We start from the raw sequence: 22,877 nt of genomic DNA, 5'->3' as shown, positions 1-22,877 counted from the left end.
TTAGACCTGATAGTCGAGTGGTTCGCTGAAGCCCGAATACCGTTTTTGACGTTCCCCAAGTGGCTCCCAGTCGCGCGCATCTGACCCAACATAAACTTGCCGTGGCCGACCAATCTTCTGGGCAGGATCATCGACTAGCTCATGATACTGGGCTATCCAGCCTGGTAGCCGACCTAGTGCGAACAATGGCGTAAACATTTTCGTTGGGAAACCCATCGCCTTGTAAATCAGACCGGTATAAAAATCCACGTTGGGATACAAGTTGCGTTCGATAAAGTAATCATCTTCTAACGCAACCTGTTCCAGCTCACGTGCCATATCAAAGAGTTCTTCATCGCCCGATAGTGCGCCGAGAACGTCGTCGGCAATATCTTTGACAATTGTTGCGCGTGGATCATAGTTCTTGTAGACGCGATGTCCAAAGCCCATCAGCTTCACATCGTTTTTCTTGTCTTTCACCTGCGAAACAAAATCTTTTATCGGGGTTCTGGTTTCACGCAGATGACCTAACATAGCAAGCACAGCTTCATTAGCACCACCGTGAAGAGGACCGGACAACGCCCCTACCCCAGCAGCCACCGACGCGTAGATATTGGCTTGTGCTGACCCGACCATGCGCACGGTTGACGTTGAACAGTTCTGTTCATGGTCTGCATGCAAAATAAAGAGTTTATCGAGAGCGTTAATGATAGTTGGGTCTACATCGTCGTTCTGGTACGGCAATGCGAACGTCATTCGGATGAAGTCTTCGGTGTACGACTTTGCCGAGTCGGGATAAAGCAACGGCAATCCAGTTGCCCGTTTCGAAATATAGGCAATCATCGTTGGAAGTTTCGCCAGCAGAATAACGGTAGCCAAATTCCGTTGTTCAGTATCGGTTGGGTCCAACGTATCCTCATAGTATGTACCCAGGCCGGCTACTCCGGCTTGCAATATAGACATGGGGTGTCCCGATGACGGGAACGCAGTGAAGAATGAACGAAAATCTTCATGCAACAGTGTGTGTTTTTTAATCCGATGGGTGAAAGCTGCTAACGATTCAACATCTGGAAGCTGCCCGTATATCAGTAAATATGCCACTTCTAGGAACGAGCAGTGTGCAGCTAGTTGCTCAATCGGATACCCTCGATAGCGTAAAATTCCAGCGTCACCGTCGATATAGGTGATTGCCGAGGTACACGAGGCAGTGTTGGTGAAGCCTGGATCCAAGGTTACTGCACCTGTGGTAGCCAGCATAGAGTTAATCTTGAAACCATCATTGCCAGATACGGCTAGGACGCGTTCCAGATCGAGATGGCGCCCATCAACAATTAGTTTCGCGTGTTTTGCCATTGCCCGCTCCTTCGTCTCTCTTCGCCACTCACTACATAATGAGTACGATACACATCACACTACCGTAATTATCAATATTTGTTTTGATGTTGAGATAAATACTGGGTAGAAAAATCCCTGATACCTCACTGCCAAATGCAACGAACTATCAGGGAAACAGATTAATCGTTGATACCTTGCGGGAGGTTAGCTATCAACGGATGGTCTTTAGCGATAGGACCGAGTTTAGTTGCTCCCCCCGGCGAGCCGAGATCATCAAAAAATTCTACGTTAGCTCGATGATATTCGCTCCATTCTTCTGGAAGATCATCTTCATAGTAGATTGCTTCCGTTGGACATACCGGCTCGCATGCACCGCAGTCCACACATTCGTCCGGATGGATATAGAGAGTGCGTTCACCTTCATAGATGCAATCGACGGGACATTCATCAACGCATGCCCGATCTTTAATATCTACACAAGGCAATGCGATTACGTACGTCATGAGTTCCTCTTTCTATTCGTGCGCTACTTCAATTATCGACCTGTGCACGGCAGTTTGCTAGTCGTCTTAGTCATACTTCGTTCCACGCATGCTAATCGCATGTCACAGCAGGCAATGGATCATAGTGGACAACATTCCGGGAATCTTCGATTTGTTCCCCATTAAGGCTCACAGTTCGGCCTACTTCTACTGAGAATCCGTCCTTCTTATGTGTGGACGGCTTGCAATCAGTTGCCGGATTTCGTTTGGTTTGTGCTTTGACGAAATTATACGGTTGACCTTGATGAAGTTGAACATCGTAATACTTTGTTGACCAGAGTCGAGTAGTAATTTTTGACCCATCTAAGAATGATTCAATGAGGACACCGTACGGAGTGGTATTCTTCCATTTCACAAAGATCTGGTCATACCAGATTGTTGACTCTAACCCCATCGGGTAGCGATCGTAGTAGACGGTGTGTGGCTTATGCGCAACGTCTTCTAGCCCGGCTCGATATCCGACGTTAAACACATTCGTTGCGAGCTGTGACAGTCCGCCGCCTATATCTGTGGCTGGGAAACCGTTAACAATTACGCCAGAACGCACGAAGCCACGCGACTCTTCCAGTGGCCCCAGCGCTGTTTGCAGATCAAAGGTTTCACCTGGACGTACCAAGGTATTTGTGACATAGCTTGACCCCACACGAAGGTTAGTTGAACGCACCGGGTCTTCATAGAACGGCGTGGATATTTCCGCAACAATCTCTTTGACGCCTAAGCCTTCAATATCTGCGGTACTCAGCTTGGGTTTCTCGACGTCGATCTGAACAGTGACTGTGCGGTTCTTACTTTTAGCTACGCCGAGCATATCAGATGCCAATGCTTCAGTATTGATAGCTTCGCCGTCAACAGCTGGCGTAATTTTTACCGCAGAGTTTTCAATTGCGATGCTCGCATCTTTCGGTGCAGTCAGTAATCCTGGTTGCACTTGTTCTACGACATCGCGAATCTTTTCACTATCTATTGAAAAGGCAAAACCGTCTTTGTATTCGATGGTCATCGCCGCAGCAATCTGAGCTGGAGACAGCTCTACCAGTTTTTCTTTTACAGTTAGAGAAAGCGGTTTTTCAAGTAGTGGCGTCAACAGGGTATCAACATACTCGGTAGCTGTTTCGGTTGTCACTTGGGCTTCAGTAACCGCTACAGGCAGTACGATAGCATCAGTGTTGGTTAACCACGATTGTTCGATAACATCTGCCGCACGTTCTTTATCAAGCTTTACACCATCAACGGCTTTCTCAACTACCGGCTGAGCTTCTTCTAACCGAATCGTGGCATCGCGCGCAGCGCGATCGGTAGTTTCGCTAATCGCATCCAGCTGTGTAGCTAAACTTTCCGAATTTGTTCGAACAAACGCGGAAAAATTATCGCCGCCAAACATGTGCCGCCACAGCCTTAGCGGATTCAATGAAAAACCGGTGAGACGATCTAAGGTTCGTTCGGTATCAACCTGCAATTCCAGCCCTTCCGGGTCAAGGAAAACAGGATCGTGTTCAACGTTTGAAAGTTTGACCTCGCGCTGCTCATGTAGCATCGGATCAAGGGCATCCGCCAGCGTCTGCTGAGCTTGTTGTTGCGTCAGACCTGAAACATCAACACCAGAAACCTTAGTACCAGCTGGAATATGGTTTGCCAGTGCAACAGCAAGAGCGAGGTAGCCAATGACTATAACTATCGCCGCGATTCCAATAATGCCGTAACGCGAACGCAAAATTGAAAGCATACGTTGTTGTGTCATGGCATCTCGATTTCAGTTGACATGTTTTCGGCTTGTTCTCGTGGTGTATCACGGTCGATTATTACCGGCAGAACTATGCTAATCGCAACAAGGATTAGCCAAGCGTCTAATGCCCATGATTGGTCTGTAAACAAGATGTCATCGGTGGGTGGGAAAAAGACCATCCAGCCAGTCACAATAACGAGCGTAGCGCTATAAAAGCACCACCCTAGTCTGTGCGTTAACCGATAAACAAACCATGAGCCAGACATGACTAGTCCGCTGGCCATGGTCAACCCAATAACAGGCTGATCAAGCGGACCAGAGTACGCTACGAGCGACAAAACTGCCACAATAGCCCCCACAAGAGTTCCTGCAATCGCGCGAACCATGCTCAAGTTACTTTCTGCCGGCACGCTTCCGGCGAGCTGCTTCGCGCAGCCGCTCAGTCGTGCTGAGGATTACTTTTCGCACCCGAACTGTTTCTGGAGTGACTTCGATGCATTCGTCGTCAGCAGCAAACTCGATACATTCTTCGAGTGTAAGCTTGCGCCGGGCTTGGAGTGTTTCAAATGCGTCAGCAGTTGCCGAACGCATATTCGTCATTTCTTTGGCCTTGACGACGTTCACTTCCATATCCTCATTGCGTGGGTTCTCACCAACGATTTGACCTTCGTAAGTTTCTTCACCTGGATCTACAAAGAAGCTTCCACGATCTTCAAGGCGTTGCAACGAGAACGCTGTTACTTGGCCGGAACGGTCCGAAACCAACGAACCAGTGTTACGCGATTCAATATCGCCAGCCCATGGTGCATAGCCTTCGGAAATCGATGCCGCAATACCAGTACCACGGGTCTGGGTAAGGAATTGAGTACGGAAACCGATCATACCGCGCGATGGAAGTAAGAATTCCATCCGGACCCAACCACTACCATGATTCGACATGGTGGTCATTTGCCCCTTACGTGCCGCCATCAACTGGGTAACTGCACCCAAATGTTCTTCCGGAACATCGATTGTGGCACGCTCCCACGGCTCATGAATAACGCCATCGATGACACGCTTCACGACTTGTGGTTTACCAACGGTCAGTTCGAATCCTTCACGACGCATAGTTTCAACCAAAATTGCTAGCGCTAATTCGCCACGGTCTTGAACTTCCCAGGCATCTGGACGATCGGTAGGAAGAACGCGGATAGACACGTTACCCACTAGCTCTTGAGTGAGACGGTCACGTACCTGACGAGCGGTCAGCTTGTGCCCCTTAACCTTACCTGCCAACGGCGAGGTGTTAACACCAATGGTCATCGAAATCGCCGGATCATCAATATGAATACGCGGCATTGGGCGCGGATCTTCAAGGTCTACCAGAGTCTCGCCAATCATAATATTCGGCATTCCAGCAACCGCCACAATATCGCCTGGTCCAGCACTGGTGCCCGGAACACGCTCTAGGCCTTGGGTGCGGAGCAACTCAGTAATATGAACACGCTCGATTTCCGAATCTGGACCGTTGGCCAATCCAACCCATGCGCCCTTCTTTAGCTCGCCTGAATACACGCGCACAAGTGCCAACCGGCCAAGGAATGGCGAAGCATCAAGATTTGTCACCTGACCAACCAACGGAGCATCTTCTTCATAGGTTGGCGCTGGAATATACTCAAGAATTGCTCGGAACAGCGGCTCGAGGTTTTCATTTGCTGGTAGTTCACCATCAGCTGGTTGTACTGTGTCAGCCCGTCCGGCTTTAGCAGCAGCAAAAATAACTGGGATATCAAGAATCTTATCCAGATCAAGATCTGGATTGTCGATGTCCGAGGCAAGATTTAGCAATAGATCTTGAGCTTCTTCGATAACCTCAGAAATACGTGCGTCCGGACGATCAACCTTGTTGATAACTGTAATAACCGGCTTATTGGCTTCCAGGGCTTTACGCAACACGAAACGGGTTTGCGGCAATGGGCCTTCCGACGCATCCACCAGCAGTACCACACCATCGACCATGGACAGTCCGCGTTCAACTTCACCCGAGAAATCGGCGTGCCCCGGGGTATCGATAACATTAATCGTTACTCCGTCCGGCGCTCCAAAGTCCTTAGCTGATGGACCATGGTAGGTAATAGCCGTATTCTTAGCAAGAATCGTAATACCTTTTTCGCGTTCTAGATCACCAGAATCCATAACGCGCTCACCCGTTTTTTCAACCGTTGCGCGGGCATCAAATGCGCCGCCCTGCCATAGCATGCCGTCTACCAGCGTAGTTTTACCGTGGTCAACGTGAGCAACAATGGCAACGTTTCGCAGATCGGCGCGTGTTTGAATCATAAAAGTCCCTTTAAATTAATGTCTTATTCAGATAATGCCAGTTTACGATGTAGCACCGACACAGTTCGCTTACATACAACGAAATGCGAGCGAACGAACAACCTGCGACAATTAACTTCATGAATGTGACATTACGCGGTGAAAACAGCCACTTTTGGGCCTACCTCTTATGGGTTCTCTCGTTCGTTATTGTGGTTGCGTCTGGGATCAACGGCGGATTGAAGGAAATCCTCTTCTCACTCCCCGTCGTAGCCTTCTTGTCTTTTGTGGGCTGGGTAGGCTGGTGGAACCCGCGATTAATCGTTCTGCCACAAGGAATCCACGTTATTAATCTGGCGCGCGAATATTTCATTCCGTGGGCAGATGTTTCCGAAGCCCTGAACCGGTGGGGGTTATATATCTACACCAAATCTGGCAAGAAAATCCCGGTATGGGTGCTTCCCTCCAGGGTTGGGTTGCTATATAACTCGTGGCGTGAGCGCAAGCGCAGTCTGCCCGATCCAATAGATTGGAAAGATCCGCAACCGCGGGAGATTGTTGTTCCACTACCGTTTGCAGCCGATTCCCTCAATATTCGCACCCACGCGATCCGGTCGGATTCAGCGTTGCGCCGTCGGCTAGCGCTCACGGGCGAAAAGTGGGACGAAACGACGACGTCGCGTTTCCTTCCCCTACCCATTGCCGGAACGCTCGTGCTCTTGAGCAGTGCCGTGGCAACGCTCGTGTTGATCTAGTCTTGCTGCCACGTGTGCCACAAGGAGGCATATTCGCCACCGGCGGCCACCAACTCATCGTGCGTTCCTAGTTCTGCAATTTTTCCATCTATCATCACGCATACCCGATCTGCGTCATATGCGGTGTAAAGCCGGTGCGCAATGGATATCACGGTACGCCCCTGCAAAATCCGTGCCAACGCACGTTCTGTGGAGCGCGCCGCCGTCGGATCAAGAAGCGACGTGGCTTCATCAAGAATAACGATGTCAGGATCAAGCAACACGATTCGAGCTAACGCTAATTGCTGTGCTCGATCCGGAGCCAGCTCGCGTTCTCCCGAACCAACTTTCGTCGCTAACCCTTCGGGCATTGTTCGTACCCACGTAGCATCGACGACGTCGAGTGCCTTCCACAATTCCGCATCGGACGCATCAGGTGCTGCAAAGCGCAAGTTATCAGCAATGCTCCCAACGAAAATATGGTTTTCTTGAGTCACCAGCGCAACAGTTGAGTGCATACGCTTTTCTTCGATGCGCGTCACCTCAACTGCCCCAACGCGAATATGCCCTCGTGAAGGCGGATTAACGCCTGCAATTAACCGTCCCAATGTTGATTTACCGGCCCCCGATGGGCCAACAATAGCGATTTTTTCGCCTGGATTAATCGCCATCGTAACGTTGTCAAGTACAGTAACACCCGCCCGATATTCAAATGACACATCTTCAATAGATACCGTTTGTCCATCAGGCATATCTGGCCCGATTATTCGATCAGGTGGCACATCGGCAACACCGAAAATACGCGCTAATGCAACTGCGGCGAATTGTAATTCGTCAACCCACCACGATAGTTCGTCTACCGGTCCGCGCAGTTGCTGGGCGTATAGCGCAACCGCTGTCACAGAACCGACGGTAGCGTATCCGAGCCCGATCAGCCATGCACCCCACACAACTGCCACAATAATCGGCGAAAAGAGCACGATCACCATTGAGAAAGAGAACAAGGCCCGCATTGCTGCCGTATACCGTTCGTTCTCCCACTGTTCGGTTAACAGTGACATTGTCCGCGAGATCCGATGATCTCGCATCGCGAACGCGTCCACCGTGGCAACATGTTCCACGGTTTCCGTAATGTCGCCAGAGATTTCTGCGTTCAGTGCAGACGTTGCCAGATATGCTGCAATCGTGCGGCGCAAGTAGCGGCGAACCAGTAGTACAACTGGCACAAACGACAGTGCCACTACAATGCCGATACGCCAATCAACTAAAACGGCCGCAACCACGGTCACTACTACTTGCATCGAGAGCATGACGATGCGTGATATTCCTACCCGTACCACGAATTCGATCCGGTCTACGTCCGTCGTCGTGCGACCTAATAAATCACCAGTTCCAGCCGATTCCACCGTTGATAATGGCAAATGGGTGACGGCTTGAACGAGGTCCACGCGCAGATCATGAAAGATCTTCTGCCCTAGAACTCGAGAGGTGTATTCTCCAATTCCTGCGGTAACCGACTGAATAACAACCGCGACGATCAAAATAATTATGTTGGTGCGAATCACTGTTCCGGGTACACCGGCATTGACCGCATCGAACGACCGGCCGATAATCCACGGTGACACAACAGTTGCCAGCGCAACTAATAATTGCACGCCCAACACAATCGCGAGATCGGTTTTGAATCGGGTAACCAAGGCACGCAGTTTCCGAACAATAGTCGCATTGTGGGCTATTGGTAGCTTCACTGGTTCTCCTCCTGATCGTCTACTGCGGTGCGTTGCACTAAGGCGTGATAGAACGGATCCTGGCTCAGATCATCGTGGCTACCGCGCATATGTTCGGTACCGTCCGGGTTCAGGACGATAACCGTATCAGCTTGGTGCAACATAATCGGCGACAGCGAAACGACCACCGTAGTTTTTCCGGCACGCTGGACGGATAACGCACGCGCAATTCGCATCTCGGTATGAGAATCGACCGCCGACGTTGGTTCAATCGCAATCAGTACCGGCGGATTATGTAAGACGGCACGAGCTAAGGCCAACCGTTGGCGTTGCCCGCCCGACAGTGACCGTCCACGTTCCGCGATATAGCCATCGAGTCCGTTGGCAAGTCCGAGCACGACGTCGTTCGCATCAGCCACCGTTAACGCTGCGTATAATTGTTGATCACTGGCGGCCTGCGGGTGTCCACGATGTTGGCGTGTTGCTTGCCCGGAGCCGTCCCCGGTATCCGCCATTTGCTCAGCGATCGTACGCGGAACCAGATCATCGGCATATGGCCCATTAATATTTGACCGGACCCGTCCTTGAAATAGTTGCGCAGTTGCCCCGGACAGCACGATCCCGTCTCGGACGTCCGCCAGCGGTAGCTGGGAAAGTTTGACGACGACGGACCCGTCAGCTACCTCGATCTCAGATTCATCATCTATTCGCGCTAATCGTTGCGCACATTGTGCTGCCACGTCTGGGTGCGAGCAGACGATCATGGTTAGCTTCCCTGGCTCGATGCGTACTCCCGACGTCAGATCCGTGAGCGCAGCTTGATCCCAGTTAATTACCGGTGGTTGAGCTAGGGTGCGAGCATTCGACGTCGTCGGCTCAGTACTCAAAATCCTGCCGATACGGCGAGCGCCAACTTTCGCATCTGCTACCACCTGGAAAAACCTGGTAGCTGATGAAACTGGTACGGACAAGTACGCGGTGTACCCGTAGAACGCCACCAGTTGACCATAGGTGAGCTGCCCCTGATAGACCTGCCAGATACCTAACGAAATGACGACGGCGGAAAACAATGCTGGGACAGCAGTGGTTAGACCGCCTAAGACAGCTTGGATAAACGCAGCTTTGATGCCAGTTTCCATTACGTGCGCAGACTGCTTTTCATAGCGTTCACTGTAGACGTCTTCTCCACCGACGCCACGTATCACGCGCAGGCCAACAACCGCGTCAGCTGCTAGTGTGGTTAGTTTTCCACGCTCTTCACGGTTTGCTGATAGCCGTGACTGCAGCGGCCGGATCAGGAGTGTCATCAGCACAACCACGATCGGTAACCCAATCGTCACAACAAGCCCCAGCAAAAGATTCGAGCGCATCATCAGCACTGCGATCAAAATGAAAGCTACTGTTGCCGCGAATGTTTCGGTACTGGTAGATATCAAGTTACCGATTTTCGGTGCATCAGAAGTTGCTGACGCGACGATCTCACCAGCCGATAATGCCGACTTACGTGACATTCTTCGGCCCGAAACATGTGTCACAATATTACGTTGCCAGGTTACCGTTCCGCGGAGCCAAGCTAAGAGAACCATCGGTGTGCCAAGCGCACCGAACGCACGGATCAAAATGACTCCACATACAAGGAGACCACCCGGGAGCAGCGACGCAGTAAGCCCGCGTTCAATACCCGAATCCAAGAAGATTCCTAAAGCCCACGGAACTAGTGCGGAACCTACGAAGAGGAGTAACGTCACCGTCGTCGTCACTATGAGCAGTTGCCAATTCTCGCGAAAAGAAGAGGAAATAACCCGCGTTTTATCTCCTCGTGGCATTGCAGAAAACTCGAAAAATCTAGGCCACGATGTGGGCTGTGGCCCAACGTCAAAGGGACGTGTAGCCACCGACGAGGAATGTTTGTTCACCATAATTATTGCTTTCTTAACCTGCAGGCAGGATATACACGGTGTATATAGCAGGATGTTACGTGGATTAAATAAATCGTGGCGCTCGTAGCGCACCAGCGTATCTAGGCGAAAAGCATGCGGTAATTCATGAGTATAAGTTTATCACAGTGCAGTAGTGGCAGGATAAGAAGTACTTATCCTGCCACTACTTGATGGTTATAACTGACAAGCAGTTACAAACTCATACGATTCACTCGGTGTAACCGATCTTCTCTGGGAGGAAGGTTTCGAATGCCTTCGCACCATAGTTAGCCAAGTTAGCTGGAACAGCGGTGAGGGTTGCACGGTAGTAAACCGGGATGGTCATAACGTTGTCCCAAATGATCTTGTCGACTTCGTTGGTGAGCTTGACACGCTTCTTGTGATCTGGCTCAGAAGAAATCTTTTCAACATACTCGTCGATCTTTGGATCTTCAACCTTGGAGAAGTTCGATGCCGAACCAGAGCCGTAGATCTGGCCAACATTCGCCATTGGGTACGGCGTTCCACGCCAGCCGAATGCGATGGATTCGAATTCGCCTGCTTCAAGAACGTTGGAGAACTCAGCCGGTGGGACGTCAGCAAAGACAACCTTGATACCGATGTTCTTCATGTGTTCTTTCAAAAGTGCAGCAGCAGACTCAGAGGTTGGGATACCAGTCAAACGAGTGAACTTGAAGGAAAGTTCCTTGCCGTCTTTCTCGAAGAACTTGGTAGTTTCGTTCATCTTGTAGCCAGCATCTTCAAGGTCCTTCTTAGCTCCTTCTGGATCAAACTTGACTGAGTGATCCTCGTAGCCTTCTTGGCCTGGCATGAAGAAGTGGTTTCCAAGGGAAAGATCGAGACCTTCAACTGGCAAGCCAGCCATATCGGTGGTTAGGAAGTCAGCAGCGTCGATGCCCTTTTGGATTGCGCGACGGACGGCAACATCCTTGAGTGCTTCAGCGTTGGAGTTCAGCGTAATGTGACGCCACTGAGTTGAAGCAGACTGCTTAATAGCAGCATTCTGACGACCCTTAACGAGTTCATAGGTTGCTGCGTCAATGATCTGATCGACAATATCGAGCTCGTTGTTAGCAAATGCGTTAGCCTGTGCCTTGTTATCGAGAACCGAGAAAGTGATGGTATCAAGCTTTGGCTTCTCGCCCCACCAGAGATCATTGCGCTCTAGGGTAATACGCTTAGTTGCCTGGTCAATGCTCTTGAACTTGAACGGACCAGAAATGAAGTTGTTGAGGACTGCTGGGTCTGGAGTCCAGCCTTCGTTGAAGACTGCTGGATCAGAAATGCCCTTAGCTGGAAGCGCACCGGAGAAAACTGCGGACCAATCCGGGTACTCACGATCGAACTTCGCGATAACTTCGTGATCGTCCTTACCAGCTTCGATGGAAAGAATGTTCTCCCAACCGTCTGTTGCAGCACAGTCATACCCAGTATCAGGTGACTTACATGCATTCCAGCTAGCTTGGTAATCGGCAACGCTAATTGGCGTGCCATCATTCCACTTGGCTTCTGGGTTGAGTTCAAGCTTGACGGTCATCTTAGCGTCGCCGTCTTCTTTATTTTCAACGTCATACGACTTCACGTAATCTTTATTGACATCCCATGAGCCATCGTCTGCATAAATAAAGTTACCCGCAGAAATCTTGGCATAGAGATCGGTAAGTTCAACAGTGTTACCGTTAACGTGAAGTGGGTTGAAGTTGGTTGGCATCGCTTGGATAGCAACACGAAGATCGCCGCCATCCTTCAACTTAGCCGAGTCAACACGGTTAACATCCGAAGTTGGAAGTGCTCCAGCTTTTCCGCCGTCGGAAGAACCCGACGATGCTGGGCCAGAACAAGCGCTGAGCACCAGCGCCGAGGCAGCTACAAGAGCAAAGCCTGCTTTCTTAATTTTCATATGGTCCTCCTCTGGGACTAACTCCTACAAGTTCTTGGAGTGATACCCCCAAGCCTAGACTACATTTCAGTAAAAGGTAAATTATTTTCATGTATCTTTAATAAAATGTGCATAAAAATACATCTGGGCTAGACAAATTATTGCCCAGCCCAGATGTCAATTAGCTTAGATTTTCAACACTTCAACCTTTAGAAAAGGGTGACAGTTCGCGGATAGTAACAGGCCGCCTTGTGATCATCTCCAAGTACTTGGAAGTCTGGATGATGCGCTTCGCAGCGAGCTTGCTCACTTTCATTTAATGTCTTATATAGTGGACATCTGGTAACGAAACGACAACCCTTTGGCGGATTTGCTGGAGACGGAAGATCGCCTTCAAGCAATATACGATCTCGACTACGCTCCTTATGCGGATCCGGAATCGGGATTGCCGAGAGTAAAGCTTGCGTGTACGGATGCTGCGGAGCTTCGAAGACCGAGTTGACGTCTCCGACTTCGACGATCTTACCGAGGTACATGACTGCCACGCGATCTGCGATATGGCGAATGACCGATAGATCATGAGCAACGAACAGGTACGACAGCGACATCTTAGAACGCAGTTCATCGAGCAAGTTGATGACACCTGCTTGGATGGACACGTCGAGTGCCGAAACTGGTTCGTCCAAAATGAGCAACTTCGGCTCTAATGCAAGCGCACGTGCAATACCGATACGCTGACGCTGACCGCCGGAGAAGTTTCGCGGATAACGATTCACGTGAGCTGGCTCCAGCCCAACCATCTTCATTAGCTCTTCAACGCGACCTGGAATGTCTTCTTTCTTCCAGCCGCCGTAGCGCAATGGCTCAGCGATGATATCGAAGACCGGGAAACGTGGATCCAACGAAGCCATCGGATCCTGGAAAACAACCTGCAGATCTTGACGAATTCGTTTACGATCGGCGCGTGATAGTTCGGACGTATCTTCACCCATCACAACAATCTTGCCGTTTTGTGGCTTGACAAGATCGAGCACCTGCATCAGCGTCGTCGTCTTACCAGAACCAGACTCGCCAACCAGACCAAGTGTTTCGCCAGCGCGAATGTCAAGGTCAATACCATCTACCGCATGAACGGTACCAACTTGACGACGGAACACGGACCCCTTCATTAACGGGAAGTAACGAGTCATGCCTTCAACACGCAGGACTTCTTCGCGCTGCTCACGTGGAACTGCGAATGGCGGCGGAACCGCCGCCGGAAGCGGGTAAATGTCGGTGTACTTGCGTGATTCATGGCGAATCTCTTCAGCACGCTTACACGCCACCCGATGTTGATAGTCATCGGCAGACTTGACTTCAGCCAGCGCCGGTTCTCCATCCAGACAGTGTGGTTGGGCTACCGGACAACGCGCCGCGAACGGACAACCGGTTGGCTCAAAGAGCATCGACGGCGGATTACCTTCAACAGCTGCCAACTGGTATTCCTTCTTAGAATCAAGACGTGGCAACGATCCGAGCAAACCAATTGTATATGGCATTGCAGAATGGTAGAAGATTTCATCAACTGAACCGGACTCAACTACACGACCGGCATACATTACAGCGACTTTATCTGCTAATCCAGCTACCACACCCAGATCGTGAGTAATCATAATAACGGCTGCGCCCAGTTCATTTTGAGCCATTCGTAATACGTCAAGAATCTGTGCCTGAATCGTTACGTCCAGAGCGGTTGTTGGTTCGTCAGCGATAATAAGTTCTGGCTTATTGGCAATCGCCATAGCGATCATAGCTCGCTGACGCATACCGCCAGAGAATTCGTGCGGAAATGCCTTAACCCTGATTTCCGGATTAGGAATACCAACCATCGTCAAGAGCTCAATTGCACGCTCACGGTATTGTGAATCGGGCATATTGGGATCGTGAACCTTCAAGGCTTCAACGATCTGATCACCGATTGTATACACCGGGGTCAACGCAGATAGCGGATCCTGGAACACCATTGCCACAGTCTTACCACGCACGTTAGACATGTAAGCATCAGAACGGCCCAGCACTTCGGTTCCGTGAAGTTTGACTGAACCCTCAACCTGTGCCGATTGGTCTAATAGACCCATAATCGCCATCGAGGTAACCGATTTACCAGAACCGGATTCGCCCACAATTCCGAGAACTTCACCGGAGTTAACCGAGAAATTTACGCCTCGAACTGCATGGACTACACCGTCTTCAGACGGGAAGCGAACATGCAAATCGGTGACATCAACGATAGGAACACCTGGTTGTGCTTGAGGAAGATCGCTTGAATCAAACGTCACCGCGTCTTTTTTCCTACTCATGCTTTTCCTCCAGACTTAGATGTTGGATCGATAGCGTCACGGAGACCGTCACCAATAAAGTTCACTGATACCAGCATGAAAACCAGAACCAATGCCGGTGGAACGAAGAGCCACGAGTGCGTAAGTGCAGACGATTGGCCCGAACCGATCAAGCCACCGAGAGAAATCTGTGGGTCCTTAATTCCCAAACCGAAATAGGACAGTGTTGTCTCAGACAAAACTGCACCTGCGATTCCCAGTGTGAAATCAATAATCAGTAGTGAAGAAATATTCGGAATGATGTGGCGAACAATGACGACGAAAGGTGGAACTGACATGTACTGAGCGGCATGAACGTAATCCAGATTCTTCACTGACATGGTCATAGAACGAACCACGCGTGCCGTCAGCATCCATCCAAATAGCGCTAGAAGGAAGATCAGTACTGGAACTGAGCCAGACTGGCCACCCAAACGCTGGTTAATCACAGCGATCAGCAAGAATGATGGGATAACGAGCATAAGATCGATGATCCACGATCCGGCCTTATCTACCCACTTGCCAAAGTATGCAATCGACGATCCGAAAAGCGCAGCCCAACCAGTTTGTAAGAATGCAACCGAGAAACCAATGACCAGCGAGGTGCGCAAACCTTGAACAGTCAACGCAAATAGATCGCGACCACGGTTATCTGTTCCGAACCAGTGGTTAGGAGACGGAGCTTGTAACGCAGCCGTACGATCACGGGTGAGATAGTCCCATGAGCTGAGGTAGGAACCGAATAGCGCAAAGAGGATCACGCCGCCGAGCATGAAAACTCCGACTACCGCAGTCCAATTGCGTAAAAACCGACGCCGAATCAATTGGCCACGCGTGTAGCGGTGGCTGCTTTCTAGGCGAATCTGAGCGTCTTTTTCGAGCTGAGCTTGAACAGTATCAACATCAGCCCGGCTCACCATTGGGGAATGTTCAGTAGTCATCATCCCACCCTTACTCGTGGATCAACCATGGAAATGGCAACATCGGACAAGAAAGCACCGGTTAGCGTACACGTTCCAGCAAAAGCCACAACCGCCGCAGTACCGTTAATATCGGCACCGGTAATTGTGCCCACCGAGTAAATACCCATACCGTTCCAGCCGTAGACCTGTTCAGTAATAGCAGCGCCGAGGATCAGAGTTGCGATACCGAAAGCAAAGTAAGTCGCAATCGGAATAAGCGCAGTACGTAGCGCGTGCTTACGGATTGCAGTTCCGAAACGGACGCCCTTTGCTCGGGCTGTGCGAACATAGTCTGCACCGAGAGTATCAAGCATCAAGTTACGCTGGATACGGGAATAGGAAGCGATCGAGGACAGTGCCATCGAAACTGTTGGCAGTAACAAGTGCTGTAGACGATCAAAGAGTTGGAGCCAGAAACCGTCTGGCGGGATGGCAGAGGTTGGTCCAATGAAATTAAAGATCTGGTATCCTGCGGCCTGATTGGCGTATGTTGCACCGATCTGTAGGAATACCGCAATAACCATTGCCGGAGTAGAAATAATGATCATCGCCGCAATCGAAATGATGCGATCGCGCTTAGAGTACTGATGTACTGCAGCCCAAGCACCAAGGGCGACTCCACCGAGAATTCCGATGAAGAAGCCTAAGAAGACGAGCTGAAGAGAAATTGGAACACGGTTAGCAATTTCTGCATTGATACTGCTTCCCTGAGGCGAATATCCCCAGTCCCAGTGGCTAATCATGCCAACCCAGTGAACGAATCGATCCATGATTGGATCAGTTGGGTTAATGTTCCAACCAGTCAGACGCTGATCAACTGTATGCACAACTTGTTCGTATGAAATGTTCTTACCAGAAGAAATCTCAGCTTCAATGAGCTTCGAACGCGGGTCCAGCTGGGTGCCGGCGATAAAGTAGGCAAGGGTAACTGCTACTACCAGCAAAAGCAGATAGTTCAGCAGTCGCCGAAGAATGAACTTTAACATGCGAGGCTTTCTGTCCGGCGGTGTTCTCCGCCTCGCAGGGACGATAAAACACCGGTTTTCTTATTCTCTTATCAGTGGAGTGTATACCGAAAGAATACTTCGAATCACATTGTACCGTGACTTCGCGGAAGATATTCCACTCATTAGCGTGATGTGACAACATAGTCATACTTATCCAACACCTTTTATATCTATTCAAATGGACGATTTATTTGGTTTACGCCACTCCAATTAACACATGACCAACGTCCCGGTCTAGGCTTATAGTGTGCAGATCATAAATCTTCTTAACCATGGCCCATTGCCATACATGCATATCGATGCTTTACAGCGATATATCCACGAAAGAGTGGCATCTCAGCAAGCTCCCGACACCTTCATCGTTTGGGAATCAGAGCACACCTATACTGCGGGGCGACGAACTAAGCCACAGGACATTCCGGACGACGACGTTCCAGTTATTACGATGGACCGTGGCGGTTCGGTAACCTACCATGGCCCCGGCCAACTCGTGATCTATCCCATTGTGAAAGTCACTGCCCCTAAGGACGTTGTCGCTTTTGTTCGTAGCACCGAAAGCGCCCTTATCGATGCAGTCAGTACATTTGGGATTCAGGCCAAAGCGGTAGCGGGGAGATCTGGCGTATGGATTGACGCAGCGAACATGCCAACCCACCTAGAGTCAAAGCTTTGCGCTATCGGAATTAAGTTTGCCAACGACGCCACCATGCACGGGATGGCGTTTAACGTTACTACCGATTTAGAGCGATTTATGCGCGTCATCCCTTGCGGTATCACTGACGCTGGCGTAACCTCCTTGGCTCAATTAGGAGTAGCAACAACTCTAGAAAACACTGCACAGGCCCTTATCCCTCATCTCGTGCAGGCATATCAACAGTTTTTAGAACGGCCGGAATCCGCCGTCGTCGTTCACCCCAACCCAACTCAGCTATTAGAAGAAGCTCTCGCCCAGCAGACCACGCCACCCCCGCAAACCGGCGTAACATGGAAACGAGAATCTGTCGCTAAAACCCCTACTAAGGAGGCATCGTGGCCATCGCAGACCGAGTAAATCCCGAGCATCGCAAACTACTGCGGGTCGAGGAACGCAACCGCGAAACCCCCATCGAGAAAAAACCAAGCTGGATTAAGACCACAGCAACAGTAGGAACCGAATACACCGATATGCGGTCCCGCATGGAAGGGGCTTCGCTCCACACTGTTTGTGCCGAAGCGAACTGTCCAAACATTTATGAGTGCTGGGAAGACCGCGAAGCGTCATTCCTGATCGGCGGCGATATCTGTACTCGCCGATGCGATTTCTGTTTTATTAAGACCGGACGCCCCACCGAATACGATCGTGACGAACCGCGGCGCGTTGCCCAGTCAGTGGTTGATATGCGTCTGAACTACGTCACCATCACCGGAGTTACGCGCGATGATCTCGACGACGGCGCCTCGTGGCTCTACGCCGAAACCTGCCGTCAAATCCACAGCATGTCCCCCACCACCGGTGTTGAGCTCTTGATTGACGACATGCGCGGCGGCGAAAAGTCACTCGTCCACGTCTTTGAATCCCGGCCGGAAGTTTTGGCACATAACCTCGAAACAGTGCCGCGTATCTTCAAGAAAATCCGGCCAGCGTTCCGTTATGAGCGCTCTCTCGACCTCATCACTTTCGCTTCGGAATCAGGTCTGATCACCAAGTCCAACTTGATCCTCGGCATGGGCGAAACACGTGATGAGATTATCCAGGCAATGCAAGATCTCAAGGATGCGCAGTGCGACCTGCTGACCATCACGCAGTACTTACGCCCGTCACCGTTGCATCATCCAATTGACCGTTGGGTGAAGCCACAAGAATTCGTCGAGCTCTCCAAGATCGGATACGAGATGGGATTTGCGGGCATCATGGCTGGCCCATTGGTGCGTTCCTCATATCGTTCTGGCTCGTTATGGGCACGCGCAATGGCCCATAAGGGCTGGGAGATTCCGGAGAACTTGAAAGCTATTGGGGCGTCCGCAGAACACGGACTCGGAGTTGGCGGCGGCCATGCCCGCCAAGAAGCAGCCACGCTCGTGGCTCGTGGGCACTAATTAAATACTCTGCTCAATCAGCTCTTTAACTGCTGCCATATCGACTTTGCCGTTGGCGTTCGTCGGTAAGGCTGTCACTGTAATAGCTACCCGGGGAGCTTTATAGCGTGCAATATGTTGCGCCACAAATTCTCTGATCTCCCCTATTTCTGGTAACTCGGCGCCCGGCGCTAACACAACTGCCGCCGCCACGGCTTCGCCCCACACTGGATCGGGAATTCCCACGACGGCAACATCTCGCACATACGCAAGCTGCCGCAGAACATGAGACACCTCTTCGGGATTAACTTTTTCGCCACCGGTGTTGATCTGCTGGCCAATTCTGCCCAGAACCCACACGTATCCGGCTTCGTCACGACGCGCCATATCGCCGGTATACAGCCAACCCTCCCGGCATGCCTCGGCGCTAAAACCAGGATCATGCCAATATCCGTCAACCACATTCGGACCAGAAATAACAAGTTCACCAGTATCCGATTCGCAGCCACGCGAATCAACAATTTTTGCATGGACATGCGGAAAGGGGATCCCGATGGCGCCGGGAGCTTCCTCAAGAAGATCTTGTGAGAGCATGAAACCAGCTGCTGCAGCTTCCGTCATCCCCCACACATTTAACGGCCGTAAACCGTGCTGTGCCATTCGGCTGAGCAAATCTGGCGGACAGATAGCTCCACCGATAAGCGGCAACCGCAACGATGATAGGTCATGCTTCTCAAAATCAGGGTGTGCTAGAAGTGCCGCATAAATAGTAGGAACAGCGAACATCATGGCTACCCGATGTTGCTCAATCTCTGCCAGCACCCGGCCGGGATCAAACTCACGAATAATCACGATTGTGCCGCCATGCGAAAACAGATCCAACGTTGTTCCATTAAATCCACCAACATGCGTCAACGGTACCGTCACGAGTTCGACGTCGTAATTAGAGTACTCGAACCCTTCGCGAAAATTCTGCGAACCCCACCATAGTTGTTCGTGCGTAAGGTAGACGGCTTTCGGGCGCCCGGTCGAGCCGGAAGTTAACAGCATTGCCCCGCCCTGGGAATCATCGGTATCCCGCAAGAAAATATTCGTTCCCTGGTACAACCGGTAGCTCGCTGATAAGGGAGCGAAACCTACCCACAGATCGCTCGGGAGGGGCGCGAACTCGTCGTCGTCATCGATCACGAAGGTATCTGCTGGTATCCAACTGTCACACACCTGGGCCGTTTCCGGATCCACCACAACTACGACGGGCTGAACAAAGTCCAGAACATCACGAAGTTCGGGCTGCGCGAATCGATAGGAAACCGGAACAAAAATGGCGCCAATCCGCGCACAAGCAATATGAAGCAGCATGTGATACGGACAGTTGCGCGCTACTAACGCGACTCGATCTCCGGCTCCGACTCCGCGATCGGCTAAGAGCTGTGCCAACTGCCGTGTGATATGTGCGCAGTCGGATACGCTCAACGCTTTTTTGCCATAGTGAATTGCCGTTCGGCCACCGTGATTAGCAGCAGCGAGATCAAGCGCGTCAGCTGGATTGTATCGAGGCTTCATGCCCCCATCCAATAGGCCTCAAGGATTTTTGCCATAGCAAGCAGATCACCCGGATTTGTTATTTCGCGAACCGAGTGCATGGAGAGCATCGCAACCCCCACATCCACCGTGGTCATACCAAAACGGGTCGCGGTTAGTGGTCCGATCGTGGTCCCGCAAGGCACGTCATTATTCGAAACGAACTCTTGCGTTTGCACACCGGCTTGGTGAGCGGCACGCAGCCACGTAGCAGAACCGATAGCGTCCGTAGCGTAGCGCTGCTGGGAATTGATTTTCAGTAGCGGGCCGCCGCCGAGAATCGGATGGTGTGCCGGATCGTGTTTTTCCACCTTGTTTGGATTGATAGCGTGGCCAGCATCGGCTGAAATACATGACGATTGCGCAATGAACCGCCAGTAGCCTTCATCACCTGCGAGTTCTGAGGAATCAACGATTCGGCGCAACGTACTTTCTAGAATTGGTCCGCTCGCGCCAGTCGGGGTTCCAGAACCGACTTCTTCGTGATCGAATGCCACAAAGATCAACACGTCATCATGCTTTTTATCTGCTTGCGCCACCGCAAGAAAAGCCTGGAGCGAGGCGTACACCGAGGTAAGGTTGTCTTGCCGCCCAGAACAGAAGAAGGCGTCTTTGTTCGGCCCGCCGTAGATCCGGGACTCGGCGGTGTCATATGCGTAGAGGTCTGTGCCGGCTACGTGTTCTGCATCGATACCTGCACTGGCGCAGATGTATTCCATAACATCTGCTTCACCTACTGCCCACACAGGATGATAATCGCGTTGCCGAGATAATTTGAGATCATCATTCTGAGACCGATCCAAGTGTGGCGCGAGTTGCGGGATCGTCATCAGGGCATCTGTTTTAACAAGATGGCGTTCCCCATCAGTTGTTACTATCTGACCGGCAATTCCGAGGTCTCGATTTAGCCAGGAGTTTAGCAACGGACCACCATAAACTTCGACGTTTACTTGCGAGTATCCAGCAACCGTGGACGTTGCGACCGGTTTGATTTTGAACGACGGCGAATCTGTATGCGACCCGACGATCCGTGCTCCGGTGTGTGCAGTGAACTTCTCTGGAAGTTGCCAAGCTACCACAGCTCCGGCAATAACCATGACTCCGCGGGAAATGTGTGGCCAAGCCTCGGTTTGTTCGCAGCGATCAAAACCAGCGGCAACAAGTTGGTTAGCTACTTGCTCAGCAGCGTGATACGAGGTGGGGGACTCAGCGATGAATTCGCCGAATGCTTGGGCGTATGAACGAGAAGAAAAAGAATCGAGATTACTCATGGGTCTTATTCTAATCCCTCATGCGTCAGTCCGCCCGGAGCGCCCCTAGTAAGAAGAGCCAGGCATCGTGTCCAGGTCGAATAAGATCTGCATGGTTAGCACCCGGAACAATAGCAATCCTAATCGGACTGGCGGCATGCTCACGCACATGTGCCACTGGAATGATCAGGTCATCTTCCCCATGAATGACTTGGATATTGAGACCCCCGTCTGCAAATCCAGCTTCGCCAAGTTCTTCTAACCGGGTAAGAGGATCCAGCTTCTCGTACATCTGCGGCTTCTCGGCAGTCGTACCGCCGATCCATTCCGCAATACCTGCGGTTTCCGGATGACTGTTGTCAGTATCGATAAGCTGACAAAATGGCGCTAAACCTATCGCTTTTTTCGGAGGTAAACTCGGTTCGAGGACGACGTCGATCGCCAAGGTTCCGCCAAGAGAATGACCAATCCACGTCGCTTGTGCCAGATCTGGACGTAGCGCTAAAGTCTGGAGATCTTGCAATGTTACGTCCGGATTACTCTGTTCTTTTCGCACCTCAATGAGAGCTACTCGGTAGCCTTCTTCGCCGAGTGCTAACGCAGCTGGTCGCGCATGAGCGATGGAGAGGTGAGAACGATATCCTCCACCATGAACGAAAACTACTGGCTCACCGTCAGCTGGACCATACCATTCGATAACTTGCGAAGGATGCGTCCCGTAAGACTCGATTTCCTCGCTGGCAACGCTAAGGGCCGCCAACGTCTCAAGGACATGACGCTCTGGACTCGTGGGTGTTGCCGGATCAATGAACATGGGATAAGTATGGCGCAAATATCTTCAAAACTCACGTTAGCCAATACGATTTTCCAACAGGTGAGTGAAATGCCACGGCCTAAAACGATACAGCGACCGCAGGTTGGAAGGCACTAGTTAACGTCTGCACCCAAGTCCATGACGAATGCTCGCTGAGCTGGTGAAGCAACCGATTGCGGATTATATTCGCGTTGCACAAGGTCAATTGCGTCATGGGGATCCATCCCATCAAATACCGCAAGAATCGCGAGCGCAGTGCCAGTTCGTCCCACTCCCCCAGCACAGGTAATTTCAACCTTTTTATCGGCTGCTTGGCTCAACGCATCGCGTAGAGTTTGGAGGGCTTGAGCTGGGCGGCGTGGAAGCCGGTAATCCGGCCAATCGATAGCGATCGTTTCGCCAGCGCGGGACATAATCGTTGGTGCTCCAAAGCGGTTTCCTACGGAGGTGGTAAGAACAATAGCTAGATCAGCTTGTTCTTCAGTGACTACTCGCCATGACCGTCCGCGGACACGACGTCCAGACGGTAGGGTAATGACGCCAGCGCCATCTTTCCAAGTTGCCACTGTCTGCCTCCTTTGATACCTCATGCATGCCTCATGATGTAGTTCAAAATTACCAATGCTTTGCTACTTTTCCCTAGTGGTATGGGCGAAATTTAAGTTTTGGCAAGCAAGCTCACATCGAGAGTTTG

The 22,877-nt window shown here is 51.1% G+C and carries 18 protein-coding genes; 3 read left to right on the top strand and 15 right to left on the bottom strand.

The window, feature by feature from the left end:
- The 5 genes from BLT51_RS03975 to typA form a co-directional block, all read right to left on the bottom strand.
- Positions 1-1,332 (bottom strand): citrate synthase, encoded by a 1,332-nt coding sequence (locus BLT51_RS03975; RefSeq protein ID WP_091280169.1) that lies wholly within the window; start codon positions 1,330-1,332, stop codon positions 1-3.
- A gap of 161 nt (positions 1,333-1,493) precedes the next feature.
- On the bottom strand, positions 1,494-1,817 hold the full coding sequence (gene fdxA, locus BLT51_RS03970) for a ferredoxin (RefSeq protein WP_091280166.1): 324 nt from the start codon (positions 1,815-1,817) through the stop codon (positions 1,494-1,496).
- Positions 1,818-1,908: 91 nt separating this feature from the next.
- Positions 1,909-3,594, bottom strand: coding sequence for a VanW family protein (locus BLT51_RS03965; protein ID WP_091280164.1), 1,686 nt, complete (start codon positions 3,592-3,594; stop codon positions 1,909-1,911).
- Entirely contained in the window at positions 3,591-3,965 is a 375-nt protein-coding gene (locus tag BLT51_RS03960; protein WP_091280161.1) for a hypothetical protein, read from the bottom strand. Before BLT51_RS03960 ends, BLT51_RS03965 begins: the two co-directional genes overlap by 4 nt.
- A gap of 7 nt (positions 3,966-3,972) precedes the next feature.
- Positions 3,973-5,895, bottom strand: a complete 1,923-nt coding sequence (gene typA / locus BLT51_RS03955) for a translational GTPase TypA (RefSeq protein WP_091282557.1) — start codon at positions 5,893-5,895, stop codon at positions 3,973-3,975.
- An 86-nt stretch (positions 5,896-5,981) separates the two neighbouring features.
- Between typA and BLT51_RS03950 the strand changes: the two genes are divergently transcribed.
- The gene (locus BLT51_RS03950) at positions 5,982-6,632 is read left to right on the top strand and encodes a hypothetical protein (RefSeq protein WP_091280158.1); all 651 of its coding nucleotides are present in this window, start codon (positions 5,982-5,984) and stop codon (positions 6,630-6,632) included.
- Here BLT51_RS03950 and BLT51_RS03945 read toward each other — a convergent pair.
- The 6 genes from BLT51_RS03945 to BLT51_RS03920 all read right to left on the bottom strand — a co-directional run bounded on the left by BLT51_RS03945 (position 6,629) and on the right by BLT51_RS03920 (position 16,462).
- The gene (locus tag BLT51_RS03945; protein WP_091280155.1) at positions 6,629-8,359 is read right to left on the bottom strand and encodes an ABC transporter ATP-binding protein; all 1,731 of its coding nucleotides are present in this window, start codon (positions 8,357-8,359) and stop codon (positions 6,629-6,631) included. The two genes, BLT51_RS03950 and BLT51_RS03945, sit on opposite strands and share 4 nt — an antisense overlap.
- Entirely contained in the window at positions 8,356-10,164 is a 1,809-nt protein-coding gene (locus BLT51_RS03940) for an ABC transporter ATP-binding protein (protein ID WP_172801315.1), read from the bottom strand. Before BLT51_RS03940 ends, BLT51_RS03945 begins: the two co-directional genes overlap by 4 nt.
- A gap of 322 nt (positions 10,165-10,486) precedes the next feature.
- Entirely contained in the window at positions 10,487-12,178 is a 1,692-nt protein-coding gene (locus tag BLT51_RS03935; protein ID WP_091280150.1) for an ABC transporter family substrate-binding protein, read from the bottom strand.
- A 188-nt stretch (positions 12,179-12,366) separates the two neighbouring features.
- A complete protein-coding gene (locus tag BLT51_RS03930) occupies positions 12,367-14,496 on the bottom strand; it encodes a dipeptide ABC transporter ATP-binding protein (RefSeq protein ID WP_091280147.1) in 2,130 nt (709 codons plus the stop codon).
- A complete protein-coding gene (locus BLT51_RS03925; protein ID WP_231943986.1) occupies positions 14,493-15,455 on the bottom strand; it encodes an ABC transporter permease in 963 nt (320 codons plus the stop codon). The genes BLT51_RS03930 and BLT51_RS03925 overlap by 4 nt, the downstream gene beginning before the upstream one ends.
- On the bottom strand, positions 15,455-16,462 hold the full coding sequence (locus tag BLT51_RS03920; protein WP_091280142.1) for an ABC transporter permease: 1,008 nt from the start codon (positions 16,460-16,462) through the stop codon (positions 15,455-15,457). The genes BLT51_RS03925 and BLT51_RS03920 overlap by 1 nt, the downstream gene beginning before the upstream one ends.
- 268 nt (positions 16,463-16,730) lie before the next feature.
- On the opposite strand from BLT51_RS03920, the gene lipB reads away from it, so the two are divergent.
- The gene (gene lipB, locus BLT51_RS03915; RefSeq protein ID WP_091280140.1) at positions 16,731-17,534 is read left to right on the top strand and encodes a lipoyl(octanoyl) transferase LipB; all 804 of its coding nucleotides are present in this window, start codon (positions 16,731-16,733) and stop codon (positions 17,532-17,534) included.
- Positions 17,519-18,559, top strand: a complete 1,041-nt coding sequence (locus BLT51_RS03910) for a lipoyl synthase (protein ID WP_231943996.1) — start codon at positions 17,519-17,521, stop codon at positions 18,557-18,559. The genes lipB and BLT51_RS03910 overlap by 16 nt, the downstream gene beginning before the upstream one ends.
- On the opposite strand, the gene BLT51_RS03905 is transcribed toward BLT51_RS03910, so the two are convergent.
- The 4 genes from BLT51_RS03905 to BLT51_RS03890 all read right to left on the bottom strand — a co-directional run bounded on the left by BLT51_RS03905 (position 18,560) and on the right by BLT51_RS03890 (position 22,749).
- Positions 18,560-20,101: a class I adenylate-forming enzyme family protein gene (locus BLT51_RS03905; protein ID WP_091280136.1), complete on the bottom strand. Its 1,542-nt coding sequence runs from the start codon at positions 20,099-20,101 to the stop codon at positions 18,560-18,562.
- Positions 20,098-21,390 carry a M18 family aminopeptidase gene (locus BLT51_RS03900; RefSeq protein WP_091280135.1) on the bottom strand — a complete coding sequence of 431 codons (1,293 nt, stop codon included), beginning with the start codon at positions 21,388-21,390 and terminating at the stop codon, positions 20,098-20,100. Before BLT51_RS03900 ends, BLT51_RS03905 begins: the two co-directional genes overlap by 4 nt.
- A 25-nt stretch (positions 21,391-21,415) precedes the next feature.
- Positions 21,416-22,183 (bottom strand): alpha/beta hydrolase family protein, encoded by a 768-nt coding sequence (locus BLT51_RS03895; protein WP_091280133.1) that lies wholly within the window; start codon positions 22,181-22,183, stop codon positions 21,416-21,418.
- 113 nt (positions 22,184-22,296) lie between these two features.
- Positions 22,297-22,749: a protein-tyrosine phosphatase family protein gene (locus BLT51_RS03890; RefSeq protein WP_157672889.1), complete on the bottom strand. Its 453-nt coding sequence runs from the start codon at positions 22,747-22,749 to the stop codon at positions 22,297-22,299.
- Positions 22,750-22,877 lie beyond the last annotated feature (128 nt).

This window comes from Arcanobacterium phocae (assembly GCF_900105865.1).
Classification (GTDB): Bacteria; Actinomycetota; Actinomycetes; order Actinomycetales; family Actinomycetaceae; genus Arcanobacterium; species Arcanobacterium phocae.
The sequence above is the reverse complement of the archived record's forward strand: the minus strand, read 5'-3'. Positions and strand labels throughout refer to the sequence as shown.